Source organism: Novosphingobium sp. BAM6 (assembly GCF_057784955.1).
Genome location: NZ_JBYNTR010000001.1, coordinates 1832228 through 1846778, shown reverse-complemented (window position 1 = coordinate 1846778; position 14551 = coordinate 1832228). Strand labels below are relative to the sequence as shown.

Sequence of the window (14551 nt, the reverse complement as noted above, 5' to 3'; positions counted from 1 at the left end):
GCCTCTTCAGCAGCAGGTGAGTTCGGCCAGAAGCGGCTCGCACAGTTCGGCGCGCCCCTGGCAGCAATCCTTGGCCAGATAGACCATCAGTCCACGCAGCGCGTCGAGGTTCGCACGCTGGATTTGTTGGCGGCCACGCTTCTCGGACAGCACCAGCCCGGCCTTCGCCATCACCGCGAGATGCGTCGAGAACGTGCTCTGGGACAGCCCTGATGCCTCGACCAGTTCGCCGGTCGACATACCTTCAGGCTCGTGTCGGATCAGCAGGCGAAACGCTTCTAGCCGCGTCGGGTGCGCAAGCGCGGAGAGAATCAAGAGTGCATCATCAGTGCTCATGCATCGGAATTATCCGATGCAACCTGCTCCGTCAATAAAGGATCGATTTTTCCCGATGCATTTCTGGCCAGCAGCAATGGCAACTTAGACCAGTCTGCGACCTGAAGCTGCCTTTCCGGAAACGGCCAGTCAAAGGCATCCAGAATGACGAAGCTGCCGGTCCGCACCCTGAGAGCGTAAAATTTGGTGCTGAACGACCGACAAGGGTCGCTGGGAGCCTATCCAGCCATGGCAGCAGAAATAGCCTGATCAAGCATAGTCTGTCCAAACGGTTTGCCCAATCGAACGATCCGCTGCTGCGAGCCTGCCGGTACGTCACCATATCCGCTGGCAAGGATGATAGGGATGTCCGCCCGTATCTCCGTGACATGGTCGGCCAATTGGGTTCCCGTCATCTGTGGCATCGCCTGATCTGTGATGACCAGATCGATGTCCGGATATTGCCGGACAAGGGCAAGAGCCTCCTCGCCGGAATTTGCTTCCAGAACCTCATGCCCCAAATCCTCCAGCAAGGCGGAGGTGTTCATGAGGATCAGGAAGTCGTCGTCCACGACAAGGATTTTCAGCTTGCCAGCGAAGGATACCTTGCTTTCGCGTTGGGGTGCCGCCGGCGCGGCGTCCGGCTCGGCTGCAGGCAGCCACAAGGTTGCGGTGGTGCCGCGCCCGATAATGCTATCCAGTGTAAAGCCGCCGTCCAGTTGCTTGGCCAGCCCATGGATCATGGAGAGGCCAAGGCCAGTGCCCTTGCCTACACCTTTCGTCGTGAAAAAGGGCTCGGTTGCGCGGGCGAGCGTCGCTTCATCCATACCGCTGCCGGTGTCGATGACCGAAAGACCGATATAGGTGCCCTCCAAGAGGCCGTCAGACGGAATGTCCTTCTCTTCACGGCACTGGGCAACCACCTTGATGGTGCCGCCCTCTGGCATGGCGTCGCGGGCATTGACGGTCAGGTTTAGTAACGCCAGTTCGAGCTGGTTGCCGTCCGCCAGAACGGCCGGAAGATGGTCCGGGAATTGCAGGTCGAGAGACCAGGCCGGGCCCAAAGTGCGCTCGATCAGTTCGCGCACGTCATTGACCAGCACCGGCACGTCGATACGCTCCGATGCGAGGTCCTGACGGCGGGCGAATGCCAGCATGCGCTGCGTTAGGGCGGCGCCCCGCTCGGCGCCCTGCTGGGCATTCTCGATCAGCTTCTGCGTCTGCGGATCGGCCGGGATGCGCTTCTGGAGGAGCGTGAGGCTGCTGGTGATCGCCATCAGGAGGTTGTTGAAGTCGTGCGCGATGCCGCCGGTGAGTTGGCCGACAGCCTCCATCTTCTGCGCCTGTCGCAGCGCGTCCTCGGCCTGCTGGCGGTTGGCGACTTCCTGCTCGACGCGGCTTTCCAGCGTATCGTTCAATTCGCGCAGCTTGGCCTCGTTCTCTTTGGCCGCGGTGACATCATAGATGACGCCGATCAGGCGATAACCGGCGCCTTCGCGCACAATCTCGCCGCGCCGCGCTATCCAGCGCATCGCACCATCGTCGTTTCGCCGGATGCAGAACTCCGCGTCGAGGCCATCGGGAATGGCGCCCTCGCGGTGGCTGGGGATGAGGAGGGCATTTTCCCCCTGCAACACGCCGTTGATCGTCTGTACGGGCAGGACGGGGGCAGGGTGGAGGCCCAGCAAGCGGCAGAATTCATCGGAAACCGCCGCCGTTGCATAGCCGTCGACATATTCGAAAGTGCCGACACCGCCTGCGCTCTGGGCGACACGAAGGCGCTCCTCTGTCCGCTTGCGTTCGGTAACGTCGACCAGGATGCCGGTGAACCGCACCGGCTGATCATTCTGGTCGAGATGGCCTTGCCCCCGCGCGTGCATCCACAACGGGACGCCGACGGGATCGACGACGCGAAACTCCTTGGAAAAGAGTTCCGCGCCTGACAGGATGCCCGCCACTGCGATGCGGATACGGGCGCGGTCCTCCGGATGGATAGCGGTGAAAAAGGTGCTGGTCGGGAGGTCGTTCGCCGTCTGCGGATCAAGTCCGAAGAGTTCCGCGAAGTGCGCATCGACCGACAATCGGTCGGCCGCAATGTCCCAATCCCAGGTTCCACTAGCGCCCGCCGCCGCGAGGATGGAACCGATTTGTTCTGGCTTGATCACGATCAGATGCCGTCCTCGCCGACCACACGCGCGATGAATTCGCCCAGCAGTTCCTTCAACATTGCCAGCGACGGCAGGTCCATGATCATCGCGATATAGCCACGGATGTCCCGGCTGCGCACCGCAAAGTCGATATAGAGGAAGAGAACGAGCCCGTCCGTCTTACCGTCCTCGCTAACCTCGAACAGGCTGGCCCCGGATCCGCGCAGAACCTCCGGAATGGTCATGGTGAGCGAGCGACGGAGCATGTTCGCCATCGTCGCGAGGCAGCTGTTTAGTATGACATTGCCGGTTTCGGCCAACGCCTCCTGCTCCATGTCGACGACATCCTGCGCGGACAATTCGCCGCCGGTCACCGCCCGCACCAGTTCCAGACTGTTCGTCTCGGGGAAGATCAGCAGTGCACGGCCGGAAAACGGGCCGGAAAAATCCTGACGCACGGCAACGAGATCGGTCACTTCCCGTTCGCTGATGAGCCGCGCGGCTCGCTTCTGGCTCACCACTTCGATGGACGGCACCGACAGGAACACCTGGTCGCCGATCATCTTGCGCAGGCTGGATGCTGCGCGGCTGACGCCGATGTTCACGATTTCGGTCAGTGCGTCGCGTTCAAGCTCGGCGAGGACAATACTTTCAGGAATCACGTGCGCTGCGACCTGAGACGGAGTGCGGCCCCCGAGAGGAAGGGTTCCAAAGCGTCAGGCGTCACAGGCTTGGCGACGAAAGCGGCGCCGATTTCTCTCGCGCGCGCTATGATCTCGTCCTGGATATTGGCGGTGATGATGGCGATGGGCATATCTGGTCGCAGAACGTGCAACTCGGCCGCAAGTTCAAGCCCGTCCTTCTCCGGCATGTTGAAATCGATGAGCGCGACGTCGGCGGGCTGTTCGGCGATGAGTTCCAGCGCCTGACTGGCGCTGCCCGCTTCGATCTTCTGCCAGTCCGGCTGCAGTTCCGCGAGGGCCTTTCCCGCGACGATCCTCGCCAGCTTGCTGTCATCGACAATCAAAACGGTAACGGACATCGGGCACTCCGGAAACAGGGGATATCACAGCATTCTTGGTCATGGTTGCTAAGGCGTTTTGGTCGCCATGTCGCTATCCGAAACCATCGGCCCAAAAATATTTCGCGAGAGAGAGGGTGGCTCCGGTGCGCCCCGAATGGTGGGACGAAGCGCGAGAAGGACCTGTGCGACGGCCATGTGCAGCTTTTGAACGGCGGTGGCATCGACGACGGCTTCCGGCGCATCCTGCAAGGCCAGGAGCAGCGTTTCCGCATCCTCGACGCCGCAGCGCCCCTCCAGAAGTATGGCGTCGTCGGTCTTGCGCACGGTCATGTCGCCAGCTCCGGCAGGTCAAGAACGAGAAGGACGCTGCCATCGCCCATGAGGGCGGAGCCGATGACACCTCGGGCAGAGGACAGCATGCCCGTCGGCGGGCGCACGATCGTATTGATGCGTTCGGCGAAATCATCGACCCGCAGCGCCACCGGCTCACCGCCGCTCTGCGTCACCACTAGCTTGGCATGCGGCCCTTCCGCGTGGTGGGCATCCAGCAGGGTCGCGAGGTCGAGAACGGGCACGGTCCGGTCCCGCAGGACGCAGGCGATACCCCGGCCGACGGGGAACAGCGCGGAACGGTCGATGCGGACCGTCTCGACCACCTGATCGAGGGCGACGCCATATCTCTCTCCGCCGACCTCCACGACCAGCAATCGCGTCGTGAGCGCATTGGCCGGCAGGCGCATGCGGAAAATGGTACCCTGGCCGGCGGTGCTGTCGATCTCGATGGAGCCGCGCAACCTGTCGATGGCCGCCTGCACGGCATCCATGCCGACGCCTCGTCCGGATACTTCCGTGACAGCGCCAGCAGTCGAAAAGCCGGGAGCGAAGATGAGGCGTAGCGCGGCCGCGTCGGTCAGGTTATCTGCAGTGTCCTGCGTCAGGAGATCGCGCGAAACGGCGACCTGCCGAATATGGGCGGGATCAATGCCTGCCCCATCGTCGCTCAGCGTGGCGACTACCGTGTCTCCTTCACGAGTGAAGCCAAGAGCGATCCTGCCCTCCTGCGGCTTTCCCGTCGCGCGGCGAACCTCGACGGCTTCTATGCCATGATCGATGGCATTGCGGATCATATGGAGGAGCGGTTCGAAGAGGCCGTCGGCAATTTGCTTGTCGACCTCGATCCCTTCCCCGGCAATGGCGAGCGCCACGCTCTTGCCCAGGCTTTGCGCAATCTCGCGTGAGAGCCGTGGTAGGCGCTGGAGAGCGGGTTCGAGAGGGACCAGACGCACGGCGGTCAGATTGCGATGGAGGGAACCCGTCGCCCGCTCGATGTTCGCCTGGACGGTGCGGATGCGTGCCGCAAGGGCACGATCGACGCTCTGCGCGTCCTCGGCCAGCGGGGCGAGTGCGTTGATCGCGACGACAAGGTCGCCCAGCCCGTCAGCCATCGCATCTACCCGTGCGGATTCGACCCGCAGCACGCTCGTATCGACGCGAGCTGCGCGCGCGACGTCGGGCCGGTTATCGGACGCCAGCTCGGCGAATTGCACCTGATCGGGTTGCAGTCGGAAGGCAGCGCAAACGCTGTCCAGAGAGGCCGAACTGAGGCCCTCCAGGATGCTGAAGCAGGAGAATGGCTCAATGGCCGCGGGGTCGGGCCATGCCCCGTCGCGGGGGAGTATGGCAAGTGTGAGGAGGTCCGGAACTGCTTCCGCCACCGCCAGCGGGTCTTCGCCACGAAAGAAGCAGTCTGCATCCGGCGTGTAGCAAAACGCGACGACGGGCCCTGCCGCACCGGCGATGATCGAGGTCTCTCTTTCCGACAGGCGGGTGACCCATTTCTGGTTGCCTGCTATCGGGTCATGGGAAGGAGGCTCGGCAGCGCGTGATATCAGGCGGGTAATCGCCTGTTCGCTCCTTGCCGGGGCATCCTCGCTCAACCGGCCGTCCCGCTCCATGTCGTCGATCCAGCGGTCAACCTCATCAAGGCTGGCGACAAGCGCGGCGGTCTCTGCCGCTTCGAGAGCGCAGGTGCCTTTGCGGACCCGGTCCAGAAGATCCTCGGCGGCATGCAACAACCGCTCGGCAGGGCCGAGGTCGAACACCACCACGGACCCTTTGAGCGTATGGATCGCCCGAAAAGCGCTGTCGATGGCGGCGACGTCGGTGGGATCGCGCGACAGGGCGGCAAAATCCTTGCTCGCCTGCGCGACGAGTTCGCGCCCCTCGATCAGAAATTGTTCAAGCAGTTCGTCCATTACGGCTTACGATAGACGATTGCGTCCGGAAGGCGAGAGAGGGTGAAGCGATCGGAGATGCGCCCCATGGACTCGCTATGGCCGAGGCAAATGGTCCCGCCGGGGTTGAGGGCATCGAAGAGATTGTTCGCTGCAATCAACCGAGAGCTGTCGTCAAAATAGATCAGCAGGTTGCGGCACAGGATCACATCGAACAGGCCCAGCCCGCTCAGGCTGCTCGCGTCGATGATGTTGGCGGCGACAAAGCGCACCGATTCCCGCAAATCCTGAATGATGCGGCGGCGATGGCCATGTTCCGGTTCGAAATAGCTTTCGCGCACAATGTCGGGCAGCCGGGCGAGCGCCCGCTCCGCGAAATGGCCCTCCTGCGCTTTGGCAATGGCACCTGTATCTATGTCGGACCCGACGATCTCAACATTATAGGCATCCACCAGCGGCCAGTTTTCCAGCAGCCAGAGCGCGATCGAATAGGCCTCCTCGCCCGTCGAGCAGGGCATGGACCAGATGCGGACAAGATCGCCCGGCCGCTTGGTCTGGACCAGGTCGGGGAGAATGTCGCGGGAAAGCGCCGCGAGTTGATGCTCTTCGCGATAGAAATAGGTCTCATTAATCGTGAAGGCGTTGATGAGCGCCTCGCGCTCAGCGAGGTGCGCGCCGACATAGCCGAGATAGGCCTTCGCCGTGGTGACGTTGGTGCGCTTCATCCGCTCGGTGATGCGGCGCTCGATATAATAACGCTTGTTCTCGCCGAAGATCATGCCCGTCCAGCGGTAGAGCAGGGTGCAGACCGTCGCCAGTTCCTCTGCCGATAGGGCGATCGGTATGTTCGCGGCAGAGGGGACACCGCTCACGCCGGCAAAAGAGCCGTGAGTGCATCGGCAATGCGGTCGAGAGGCTGGACGATGCTGGCACCGTCTGCCTGCACCAAGGCGCCCGGCATGCCCCAGACAACGGCCGTATTCTCGGCCTCGGCGATGGTGAGCCCGCCTGCCTGCTTCAACCGTGTCATCGCTGCCGCTCCATCTGTGCCCATGCCAGTCATCAACACCCCGATCAGCCTGTCGGGCGCAATCAGGCGCATCGCACTGTCAACGAGCCGGTCCACGCTGGGATGCCAGAAATAATCGCTGCTGCTGGGAGCAGGGAGCGCGATGAGATGCCCATTGCGCCGGGAGAGGATGAGATCGGCGTCCCCCTTTCCGATATAGGCATGGCCGGGCAGCAGCGGCGTGGTGCCCGTGATCTCCTGTACTCTCAGCGCACACATACGGTCGAGGCGGCGCGCAAGCGGTCCGGTAAAGCTGGCGGGCATGTGCTGGGCGATCAGGATCGGCCAAGGGAAATCCGCGGCCAACCCGTCGAGCACGGTGTCGAGCGCAGGGGGGCCTCCCGTCGAGCAGCCGATGACAATTACGCCCGTTTCTCCATCCACGCGGGACAGGGGCGGCAGGGGCATGGCACCATCCGGCATCAAGCGGACAGGGCGCGATTTGCGGCTGGCGAGCGTGCCGCTGGCGCGGGCACGGACGCGCTCCTGAAGGCGGGTTGTGCGGGAAATGCGCGCTTTCGCGGCGGCGCGCACCTTGTCGACCAGATCGTCGGCGATGGCGTCGATTTCGAGCGATACGGCGCCCTTGGGCTTGGCGATAAAATCGACTGCACCCAGCGCCATTGCCTCCAGCGTTTCCTCGGCGCCGTCTGTGGTGAGCGAGGAGACCATGACGACGGGGCAGGGGCGTAGCACCATGATCCGGTCGAGGCAGGCCAGCCCGTCCATGCCGGGCATGTTGATGTCGAGCGTGATGACGTCCGGCGCGACGTCGGACAGCATCTCCAGCGCCTCTGCGCCACTTCGCGCGACGGCGAGTTCGAAGTCGCCCGCCGCCGTGAAGATTTCTGTCAGCAGACGCCGCATCAGCGCCGAATCGTCAATGATCAGCAATCGGGTCACGGCGCTTTGGTCACGCTCTTCTTTCCCAGCCTGGTCAGCAAATCCTGCTCGGCCCGGTCTAGCAGTTCACACGCACTGACGATCAGGACGAGGCTGTCCCGGCCGCCAAGCGTCGCGACACGGTCGAAAACCCGCGTCCCCTCCGTCCCCAGATCGGGGGCTTCGTGGAGCGCGCTTTCGGCCACCTGGGCGATTTCGGAGACGGCGTCGACGATGAAGCCGGCAGTCAGCGAACCGATGCGCACCACGATCACACGGGGTTTGGCGCTACCTACGGCGGTGCCGCTGAACCGCCGCGCCTGGTCGATCACCGGGATGACCTGACCGCGCACGTTCATGACTCCCTGCACGAAGTCGGGCGCCTTGGGCAGAGGCGTGAGGCGCGGCGGCAAGGGGAGGACCTCCTCGACCGCATCGAGGGGCAAGCCGAAGCTGTCGTCGCCGATGCGGAACAGAAGAAACCGCTCGCTTCGTTCGCTGGCCGCGCCGCCTGTCATGTCGCCTTGTTCCTTGCCATCGCCCTGTAGCAGCCTTGCCATGATGTCCCCCCGCAGCAGTTGATCCGTGGCGAGGACGGACAACAGGCCCCTGCCTTCTCCGAGCCGGCAGATCGCCTGAATACGCGCTTCCGCACCGCCCCGGTTCAGCACTTGCGGAACGGGATCGATGTCGGTCTCGGCGACGCGCACAACGGACTGCATCGCATCGACCAGCAGACCGACGCGATGCGTGCCAATCCTGACGATGAGAATGCGGGCATGATGGTCTGCGGACCGGATGGGCAGTGCCAGCAGGGCCGCGAGCGACAGCAACGGCAGGACGGTGCCTTGCATCGGCATTGTGCCGACCACGACATCGTCCGCATTTGGCATCCGGGCAATGTCGTCTGGCACGCGTAGGATCTTGTCTACGTTGGACAAGGGGAGCGCAAAGGCCTGATCGCTGATCGTGAAGGCGACGAGCGGCACGGTATCTTGCCGGGCAGCACGGCTAGCCAACGCGATGACGCGCCCGCCGGACTGGTGCTGACGTTTCTCCGGCACGGCTCGTGAGACCAGTTCGGCAACGTCGAGCAGGGAGACATCATCGAACGCGCGCTGGTCCACAAGTTGCGCAACGCTCGTTACGGCCAACCCGATGAGGCCGTCGACATCGACGACGATCAAGCGCCGGGTTCCGCTCTCTTCCTGACCGACCAGCCGTCCAACGGAAATCACCGGAATGACCGTGCCGCGCATGTTCGCGACGCCCAGCAGCGCACGCGGCGCATGCGGCACGCGCGAAATCCGCGGCATCGACAGGATATCCCGCACCTGCACGGCGGGCAGGCCCAGACGCCGCTCGCCGACGGTGAACGTCAGCAGCTGCATGGCGGGAAGGGGGGCGGAGGCCAAACTCAGTTCTCTTGTGCGGCAAGGACGGTGGCGATGGACGCGATTTCCTCGATCGCCGCCGCCAGCGCCTCGGCGCCCTGCGCCTGCTGGCGTGCGGCTGCGCTTGCTTCCCGGACGGCCGCCGCAGCCAGATCGGCCGCTTCGGCGATCTGACTGGTGCCGCTCTGCACCTCCCGAACGGACCGCAGCATGGCATCGGCGCTCGCCACGATCGCGCCGTTGGATGCTTGCGCATCCTCCAGTTCCGCCGTTACCAGCGCAAAGCGTTCCACCATGGCGCGGTTGCGGGCTATTTCGGCCTCAGCGGCTCCGACGACCTGATCGAGATCGCGGCGGACGGAAACCATTTGATCCTGTATCGTGCGGACGATGTCCTTGGTCCGTTCTGCGCTATCGGCGGCATCGCGAGACAGCTTGCGGATATCTCCCGCGACCGTTGCAAATCCCGACCCTGCGTCCCCGGCACGGGTCGCCTCGACCGCGCCGCTAACGGCTAGCATATTCGTCTGGATGGAAATCAGGGCGAGGCTGTCGGCGATCTTTTCGATCTTTCGCGTAGTGTCGTTCAGGCCTGCCAACAGGCCCTGCACGCCGTTGACCTCTTGCAGCGCGGTGCCGACGCCATCAACCAGCCGCTCCATCATCGCCCGGCCTTCCGTCACCGATCGCACGATCGCGGTGATCCGGCCGTTAGCGGCTTCAGCTCGCTCTTGGGCAATGCGAGCGGATTTTTCGATTTGGCTCATCGCGGCATTGGCCTGAAGCGTGGTTGATGCCTGAACCTGAGTGCCACGACTGATCTGTTCGAGCGCCACGAGGATTTGTCCGGACGCGCCGGACAGTTCCTGCACCGTCGCTGACAGTTCTTCCGCTGCCGCTGCCACCTGTTCGACCACGACCTCGCCGGCATTGCTCTGCAACTGCTCGGTCAAGTCGCCAAGCGCCTCTGCCGTTTGCTGGCTTTCCTCCAGCGAAGATCCCTGCTGCTCTATAGCCTGCTGGGCTTCTGCGGCCGCGGCAGACTGCTCCTCCGCGGCGCTCGCCACCTGCTCCGCGCCGCGCTCCGCCTCGCGGGTCGCACTTTCCGCTTCCACTGCGGTCTGGAGGATGTCCTGCATATTCATGCCCAGCGACGCCAGATCATCGCGCGCAACCTTCAGGCGCGCGACGACGTCATGACCAAGGCTGGCCTCGCTCGTAGCCTGCGTCGAGGCGGCGCGAATCTTTGCCGCGATACGCTGAACCTCGCTACCGATGCTGGCGGAGAGGCGCCGAATGTCGCTCGCGCCCGCTTCGGAATTCTCGGCCAGCGTGCGTACCTCGTCCGCGACGACCGAAAAGCCCGCACCGCTGTCGCCCGCGCGCGCGGCTTCGATGGCGGCGTTGAGAGCGAGCAGGCTGGTCTGGTCCGACACGTCTGCGACATAGGCCCCGATCTCGTCGATGTTCCCGGCGGCTTCTTCCAATGTGGACATCAGATCGACGGTCGTCAGCTGCCGCTGCGCGCTCAGCTCGATGGCGGCAACCGATCCTTCGATCTGCGTGCAGATCTCGGCAAAGCTGCTCTGCACCGCCTCGGTCTGACGACGGGATTGTTCGGCGCGGCTCCGCGCGTCGCGGAAATTCGTGCCGAGCGCGGCAATCAGGCCGAGCGATTCCTGGGCTGCACCCGCCGCCTCCTCGGCCCCGCTCGAAATCTGGTCCATCGTGCGCTGCAACTCGGCTGCTGCCGCCGAGGCTTCGCCCAGGCCGCTAGCAAGTTCCTGCGTGGCTTGGTCGATGCGCTCTGTCGGCGAGGCCGATCTCCGCTTTGCAGCCGGCCGGCGAGTAGCGCTGACTTTTGCTGATGGTGTCCCCTTTGCAAGATCCGAGGTCGGACCGTTTGCACGAGAACTTAGGGTCGATTTCTTTACCAGCGCCATAAGCTCTCTCGTTGTCCATGCAGGAGGCTGTGGCTTACGACACGGAAGCCCGTGCTACCAGAGCTCGATTTAGATGGTCGCCATTGAAGCCGCCTTGAGACAAAGCGTCAGCGATTTTGAGCACAAGCGATTGCGGACCGTCCGCACCTGGAGCGCTGCAAACGGGTGCTGAGCGTCTCATAAGGGTCGAATTTTACGGCTGCCGTTACCGTGCAAATTCAATCAGATGTAAGTCAAAGTGCAAATTCATGATAGACGAAGTTCAAATTTATTTTCCATGCCGAACATTGATTTTCTAAAAATCTTTCCCATATTCCCAGCATCGAGGGAATCTGATTAATTATAAGCCCCCTTGGCTGAGAGACCATCGCGCTCCCGCTTATGACAGGAGCATCCGCATGGATCTCAACATCCTATATTCCGCACATCAGATATCGCTTATACGAGCAGGAAACGCCTCATCGCGCCTCTGCAGAACAAGACATCTTGCTGCCGCAGGCGCTACTGCTAACCGAATTCGCAACCATCAGCTTTCTATAGGTGCTGGCGCGGCTGACGGATGGCGTGCAAGCATGGAGAACCTCGACGAAGGTTTTGACCGCGCTGCAGGACTTGTCACATGAGCCGCCTTTTGAACATCGATCTGCCGGAGGCAGAAGTCGAGAAGGCATGTGCGGCACATAATGTAGCCATTAGCGCGATAGAGCCGTTGCCTTCCGGCGGTACACATCTGGTATGCATCCTTCCGGAAGGTGCTGATACCATGCGGCAGGTGTTCGAAAAAAAACTGATTGCCGGAATTGTGAGGCGTTTTCCGTTTTACCGCGCACGCGGGCCATGGTGATGACATTGAGAATCGGCGTTCACACAAGTGGCCGATGTGACGGGTCAATGCCGAGCCGGCGAAAACATTCAGATCATGAACCCTATCCGTTTAGATTTCATTCAACGCTATAAATACAGCCGGCGGGCGAAAAAGAGTGTTTAGGAAAAAGGCTTTGGTATATTTCTTGTTCCGCATACGAACGGCAAATTTACCACTTTACCGGGAACTTTCAGGCAGTTTTGCTATTACCTCATGAGGCTCAAACGGAGCCTGCGAGACCTGGCCGATGAAATCGGGACGGCAAGCCAGGCTGTCTACTGTGCCCCGCAGAAAGCCGTCATTCTATGCTTCCCCAGCGTACCGTCCTCGTTGTCGAGGATGAACCTTTGATTCTGCTCGGGGCCTCAGACATGTTGGAAAGCGCCGGCTTCCAAGTGAGAGAGGCCGGAAACGCTGACCAGGCCATGCATATTCTCGAAGTCGATAGAGCGATCGACATCCTTTTTACCGACGTCGATATGCCTGGATCAATGAACGGCATGGGATTGGCGTTTGAGGTAAGTAAGCGGTGGCCCCGCATATGTATCGCCATCACGTCCGGGCGTTGGCCCGCGGCCCGAGAGGAAATTCCAGCGGGCGCCGTGTTCCTTGACAAGCCCTACCTCGCAAGCTCGCTCGTCAAAGCGCTGCAAGGCCTTACCGGTTAGCGGGGAGCGAGAACATGGCCTGGGTCAGGGGTGTTTGAGGAAATGCAATGTTAGATGATGTCGTGCTTGGTCAGGCGACCGTACCGAATGGCGTAGAATTGACACTGGTCCGGCATGGCTCCGATTTCACCATATTGCTCGACGACAATGGACTGATGAGCACTCAGGCCAATGCCTCCGAAGAGGCCTTGGCCGTTCTCACATGCCAACAGCTCACCGAGCGTGCCAAGCCGCAATTGCTTATTGGCGGATATGGCATGGGATTTACGCTTCGTGCTGCTCTGGCGGTGCTGGGCAACGGGGCAAGCATTACGCTTGCCGAAATCGTCCCTGAAATTTTGAGATGGGCCAGAGGGCCTATGAAAGCCATTACGAATGGATGTCTCGATGATCGGCGCGTGCACATCGTGGATGAAGATGTGGCGCTGCTGATAGCTTCGGCTCGAAACGCATACGATGCCATTTTGCTGGATGTCGATAATGGGCCCGAAGGCCTTACGCGACGCCAGAACGATAGCCTCTATTCGATAGCCGGTCTGGAGCGTGCAATGTCAGCACTGAGATCAGGGGGCATTCTTGCCATTTGGTCGGCCTTTCCCGAAGCCGCGTTCACCAGGCGTCTTCGGGAGGTGGGCTATGAGGTGACAAGGTTGGTGGTCAGGGCGCAAGCGGGCAATAGAGGGGTTCGCCATCTTATCTGGTTCGCCCGCAAGCCGTGATACCCTTAGCAGGTTTCACAGTGCTTGGTCGTAGGCCGAAAGGGGATCAGTCCACCATGTCCGCGACCAGACGGCAAAGATGAGCCCTGCTGAGAAAGCCTGGCATTCGCTGGCCAGGCGCGGGGGAAACGGCACCTTCGGCCTGTGCGTGGAACGGGGAATTGAGGCGGCGCGGTTGTGCGCCGGAGGTATTGCTTTGCATGTTATCCTATGTGCGGCCTTGCGCCGCGTTCTATCTTCTGAAACCGCTGCCCCGTTTTGGAGGCCCTCCGGCCTGCCCAAGCCCTCTTTCGCGGAATATGATCCGGCCCTTGGAAAGATCGTAAGGCGTCATTTCGACATGCACGCGATCCCCAACCACTGAGCGGATACGAAACTTTCGCATTTTCCCCGCGGTGTAGGCAATGATCTTGTGCTCATTGTCGAGCAAAACTGCAAAGCGCCCATCGGGGAGAATTTCCTCGATAAACCCTTCCATCGTCAGCAATTCTTCCTTCGCCAATCCATGTGTCCCGAAAACGAGCGGGCCTGCCGTCATGCATGCGCAAAAACGGCGATCATGAGAGCCAGGCTGATGCTGGAAAAAATACCCGCACAAGGCAGGTGCGCATTCGCAAAAACGAGGCAGCGAGAGCTATATATATCGAAAATATAATTTTTCAATGCAAATCACAATTTATATTATTATGTTCGATTTTTCGATTGCTCTCGCTGCTCGATAAAATTTCGTGTATAAGAATTTTATTGCCGGTCATTTTTGCATGCCGGCGACTGAGAGACACAATGCGCTCCCGCAGGAAGGAGAGCCCATATGGACCTCAATCAACTACTTTATCATCACCAGATGGCACTTATCGAATACGCGGCTCGGGGTGATGACGATCGCCAACGCGGATCGCGTTTCGATATGGTTCGCCATTACGAAACGCGTATCGCGCGTTTGCGGCAAGACATGGGAGTGCCCTCCTATCCCCTATGGTTATGAGTTCGCCTCTGCCAAACGTTGCGGCTTGCTCCGAAGCAGAAAGGCCGGTGTTCCCGCATATGGGCGGCAATGGCCTCGTGTATCGAGAGAAAGTCAGATTTATAAACGGCGAAGCGAAATAGCTGATCTCGCATTGGCACTTCTTGGTGGCCACGTCGCCGCGCGCGATTTCCTTTCCGGTATTGGACCCGATCGAAGCCGCAGCATGCTTGAATTCGGATGCGCTTGCGCAAGTGGCCAGGCCCAGATCGTGCATCTTCTCTGGAAGATCGCAGCACACCGGATGCGCGCCTATCAATAGGAAAC

16 protein-coding genes are annotated in these 14551 nt (G+C 61.3%); 4 read left to right on the top strand and 12 right to left on the bottom strand.

Annotated elements, in window-relative coordinates; translation table 11 throughout:
- Positions 1-6: 6 nt before the first annotated feature.
- From AC3EC3_RS08590 to AC3EC3_RS08540, 11 genes are read right to left on the bottom strand one after another with little or no spacing between them, the layout of a single operon-like run.
- Positions 7-336: an ArsR/SmtB family transcription factor gene (locus AC3EC3_RS08590; protein WP_277667751.1), complete on the bottom strand. Its 330-nt coding sequence runs from the start codon at positions 334-336 to the stop codon at positions 7-9.
- Complete coding sequence (locus AC3EC3_RS08585) at positions 333-503, bottom strand: hypothetical protein (protein WP_488489144.1); 171 nt, start codon at positions 501-503, stop codon at positions 333-335. The genes AC3EC3_RS08590 and AC3EC3_RS08585 overlap by 4 nt, the downstream gene beginning before the upstream one ends.
- A gap of 51 nt (positions 504-554) precedes the next feature.
- Complete coding sequence (locus AC3EC3_RS08580; protein ID WP_488489143.1) at positions 555-2480, bottom strand: hybrid sensor histidine kinase/response regulator; 1926 nt, start codon at positions 2478-2480, stop codon at positions 555-557.
- Positions 2481-2482: 2 nt separating this feature from the next.
- On the bottom strand, positions 2483-3124 hold the full coding sequence (locus tag AC3EC3_RS08575) for a chemotaxis protein CheX (RefSeq protein WP_488489142.1): 642 nt from the start codon (positions 3122-3124) through the stop codon (positions 2483-2485).
- On the bottom strand, positions 3121-3504 hold the full coding sequence (locus tag AC3EC3_RS08570; RefSeq protein WP_488489141.1) for a response regulator: 384 nt from the start codon (positions 3502-3504) through the stop codon (positions 3121-3123). Before AC3EC3_RS08570 ends, AC3EC3_RS08575 begins: the two co-directional genes overlap by 4 nt.
- Before the next feature lie 48 nt (positions 3505-3552).
- Positions 3553-3816, bottom strand: coding sequence for a hypothetical protein (locus AC3EC3_RS08565; protein WP_260924641.1), 264 nt, complete (start codon positions 3814-3816; stop codon positions 3553-3555).
- Entirely contained in the window at positions 3813-5741 is a 1929-nt protein-coding gene (locus AC3EC3_RS08560) for a chemotaxis protein CheA (protein ID WP_488489140.1), read from the bottom strand. The genes AC3EC3_RS08565 and AC3EC3_RS08560 overlap by 4 nt, the downstream gene beginning before the upstream one ends.
- On the bottom strand, positions 5741-6592 hold the full coding sequence (locus AC3EC3_RS08555) for a CheR family methyltransferase (RefSeq protein WP_488489139.1): 852 nt from the start codon (positions 6590-6592) through the stop codon (positions 5741-5743). Before AC3EC3_RS08555 ends, AC3EC3_RS08560 begins: the two co-directional genes overlap by 1 nt.
- Positions 6589-7692 carry a chemotaxis-specific protein-glutamate methyltransferase CheB gene (gene cheB / locus AC3EC3_RS08550; RefSeq protein ID WP_260924631.1) on the bottom strand — a complete coding sequence of 368 codons (1104 nt, stop codon included), beginning with the start codon at positions 7690-7692 and terminating at the stop codon, positions 6589-6591. The genes AC3EC3_RS08555 and cheB overlap by 4 nt, the downstream gene beginning before the upstream one ends.
- Entirely contained in the window at positions 7689-9062 is a 1374-nt protein-coding gene (locus tag AC3EC3_RS08545; protein WP_488489138.1) for a chemotaxis protein CheW, read from the bottom strand. The genes cheB and AC3EC3_RS08545 overlap by 4 nt, the downstream gene beginning before the upstream one ends.
- 26 nt (positions 9063-9088) lie before the next feature.
- Positions 9089-11008 (bottom strand): methyl-accepting chemotaxis protein, encoded by a 1920-nt coding sequence (locus AC3EC3_RS08540; RefSeq protein ID WP_260924623.1) that lies wholly within the window; start codon positions 11006-11008, stop codon positions 9089-9091.
- A gap of 619 nt (positions 11009-11627) precedes the next feature.
- Here AC3EC3_RS08540 and AC3EC3_RS08535 point away from each other — a divergent pair.
- The 3 genes from AC3EC3_RS08535 to AC3EC3_RS08525 all read left to right on the top strand — a co-directional run bounded on the left by AC3EC3_RS08535 (position 11628) and on the right by AC3EC3_RS08525 (position 13260).
- Positions 11628-11852: a hypothetical protein gene (locus AC3EC3_RS08535; protein WP_260924621.1), complete on the top strand. Its 225-nt coding sequence runs from the start codon at positions 11628-11630 to the stop codon at positions 11850-11852.
- 326 nt (positions 11853-12178) lie between these two features.
- A complete protein-coding gene (locus tag AC3EC3_RS08530; RefSeq protein WP_260924619.1) occupies positions 12179-12541 on the top strand; it encodes a response regulator in 363 nt (120 codons plus the stop codon).
- Between the two features lie 47 nt (positions 12542-12588).
- Positions 12589-13260 (top strand): spermine/spermidine synthase domain-containing protein, encoded by a 672-nt coding sequence (locus AC3EC3_RS08525; RefSeq protein ID WP_260924617.1) that lies wholly within the window; start codon positions 12589-12591, stop codon positions 13258-13260.
- Between the two features lie 232 nt (positions 13261-13492).
- Here the strand turns inward: AC3EC3_RS08525 and infA are convergent, their stop codons facing one another.
- A complete protein-coding gene (infA, locus tag AC3EC3_RS08520; protein WP_260924615.1) occupies positions 13493-13762 on the bottom strand; it encodes a translation initiation factor IF-1 in 270 nt (89 codons plus the stop codon).
- Positions 13763-14135: 373 nt separating this feature from the next.
- Here infA and AC3EC3_RS08515 point away from each other — a divergent pair, with 373 nt between their 5' ends.
- Positions 14136-14546, top strand: coding sequence for a hypothetical protein (locus tag AC3EC3_RS08515; protein WP_488489137.1), 411 nt, complete (start codon positions 14136-14138; stop codon positions 14544-14546).
- Positions 14547-14551: the final 5 nt, after the last annotated feature.

What these genes read in the sequence shown, in the direction of transcription:
- AC3EC3_RS08570 (WP_488489141.1), bottom strand. Translation starts at nt 3,504, where the DNA reads ATGTCCGTTACCGTTTTGATTGTCGATGACAGCAAGCTGGCGAGGATC.
- AC3EC3_RS08525 (WP_260924617.1), top strand. Translation starts at nt 12,589, where the DNA reads ATGTTAGATGATGTCGTGCTTGGTCAGGCGACCGTACCGAATGGCGTA.
- AC3EC3_RS08590 (WP_277667751.1), bottom strand. Translation starts at nt 336, where the DNA reads ATGAGCACTGATGATGCACTCTTGATTCTCTCCGCGCTTGCGCACCCG.
- AC3EC3_RS08530 (WP_260924619.1), top strand. Translation starts at nt 12,179, where the DNA reads ATGCTTCCCCAGCGTACCGTCCTCGTTGTCGAGGATGAACCTTTGATT.
- AC3EC3_RS08560 (WP_488489140.1), bottom strand. Translation starts at nt 5,741, where the DNA reads ATGGACGAACTGCTTGAACAATTTCTGATCGAGGGGCGCGAACTCGTC.
- AC3EC3_RS08515 (WP_488489137.1), top strand. Translation starts at nt 14,136, where the DNA reads ATGACGATCGCCAACGCGGATCGCGTTTCGATATGGTTCGCCATTACG.
- AC3EC3_RS08545 (WP_488489138.1), bottom strand. Translation starts at nt 9,062, where the DNA reads ATGCAGCTGCTGACGTTCACCGTCGGCGAGCGGCGTCTGGGCCTGCCC.
- AC3EC3_RS08565 (WP_260924641.1), bottom strand. Translation starts at nt 3,816, where the DNA reads ATGACCGTGCGCAAGACCGACGACGCCATACTTCTGGAGGGGCGCTGC.
- AC3EC3_RS08535 (WP_260924621.1), top strand. Translation starts at nt 11,628, where the DNA reads ATGAGCCGCCTTTTGAACATCGATCTGCCGGAGGCAGAAGTCGAGAAG.
- AC3EC3_RS08540 (WP_260924623.1), bottom strand. Translation starts at nt 11,008, where the DNA reads ATGGCGCTGGTAAAGAAATCGACCCTAAGTTCTCGTGCAAACGGTCCG.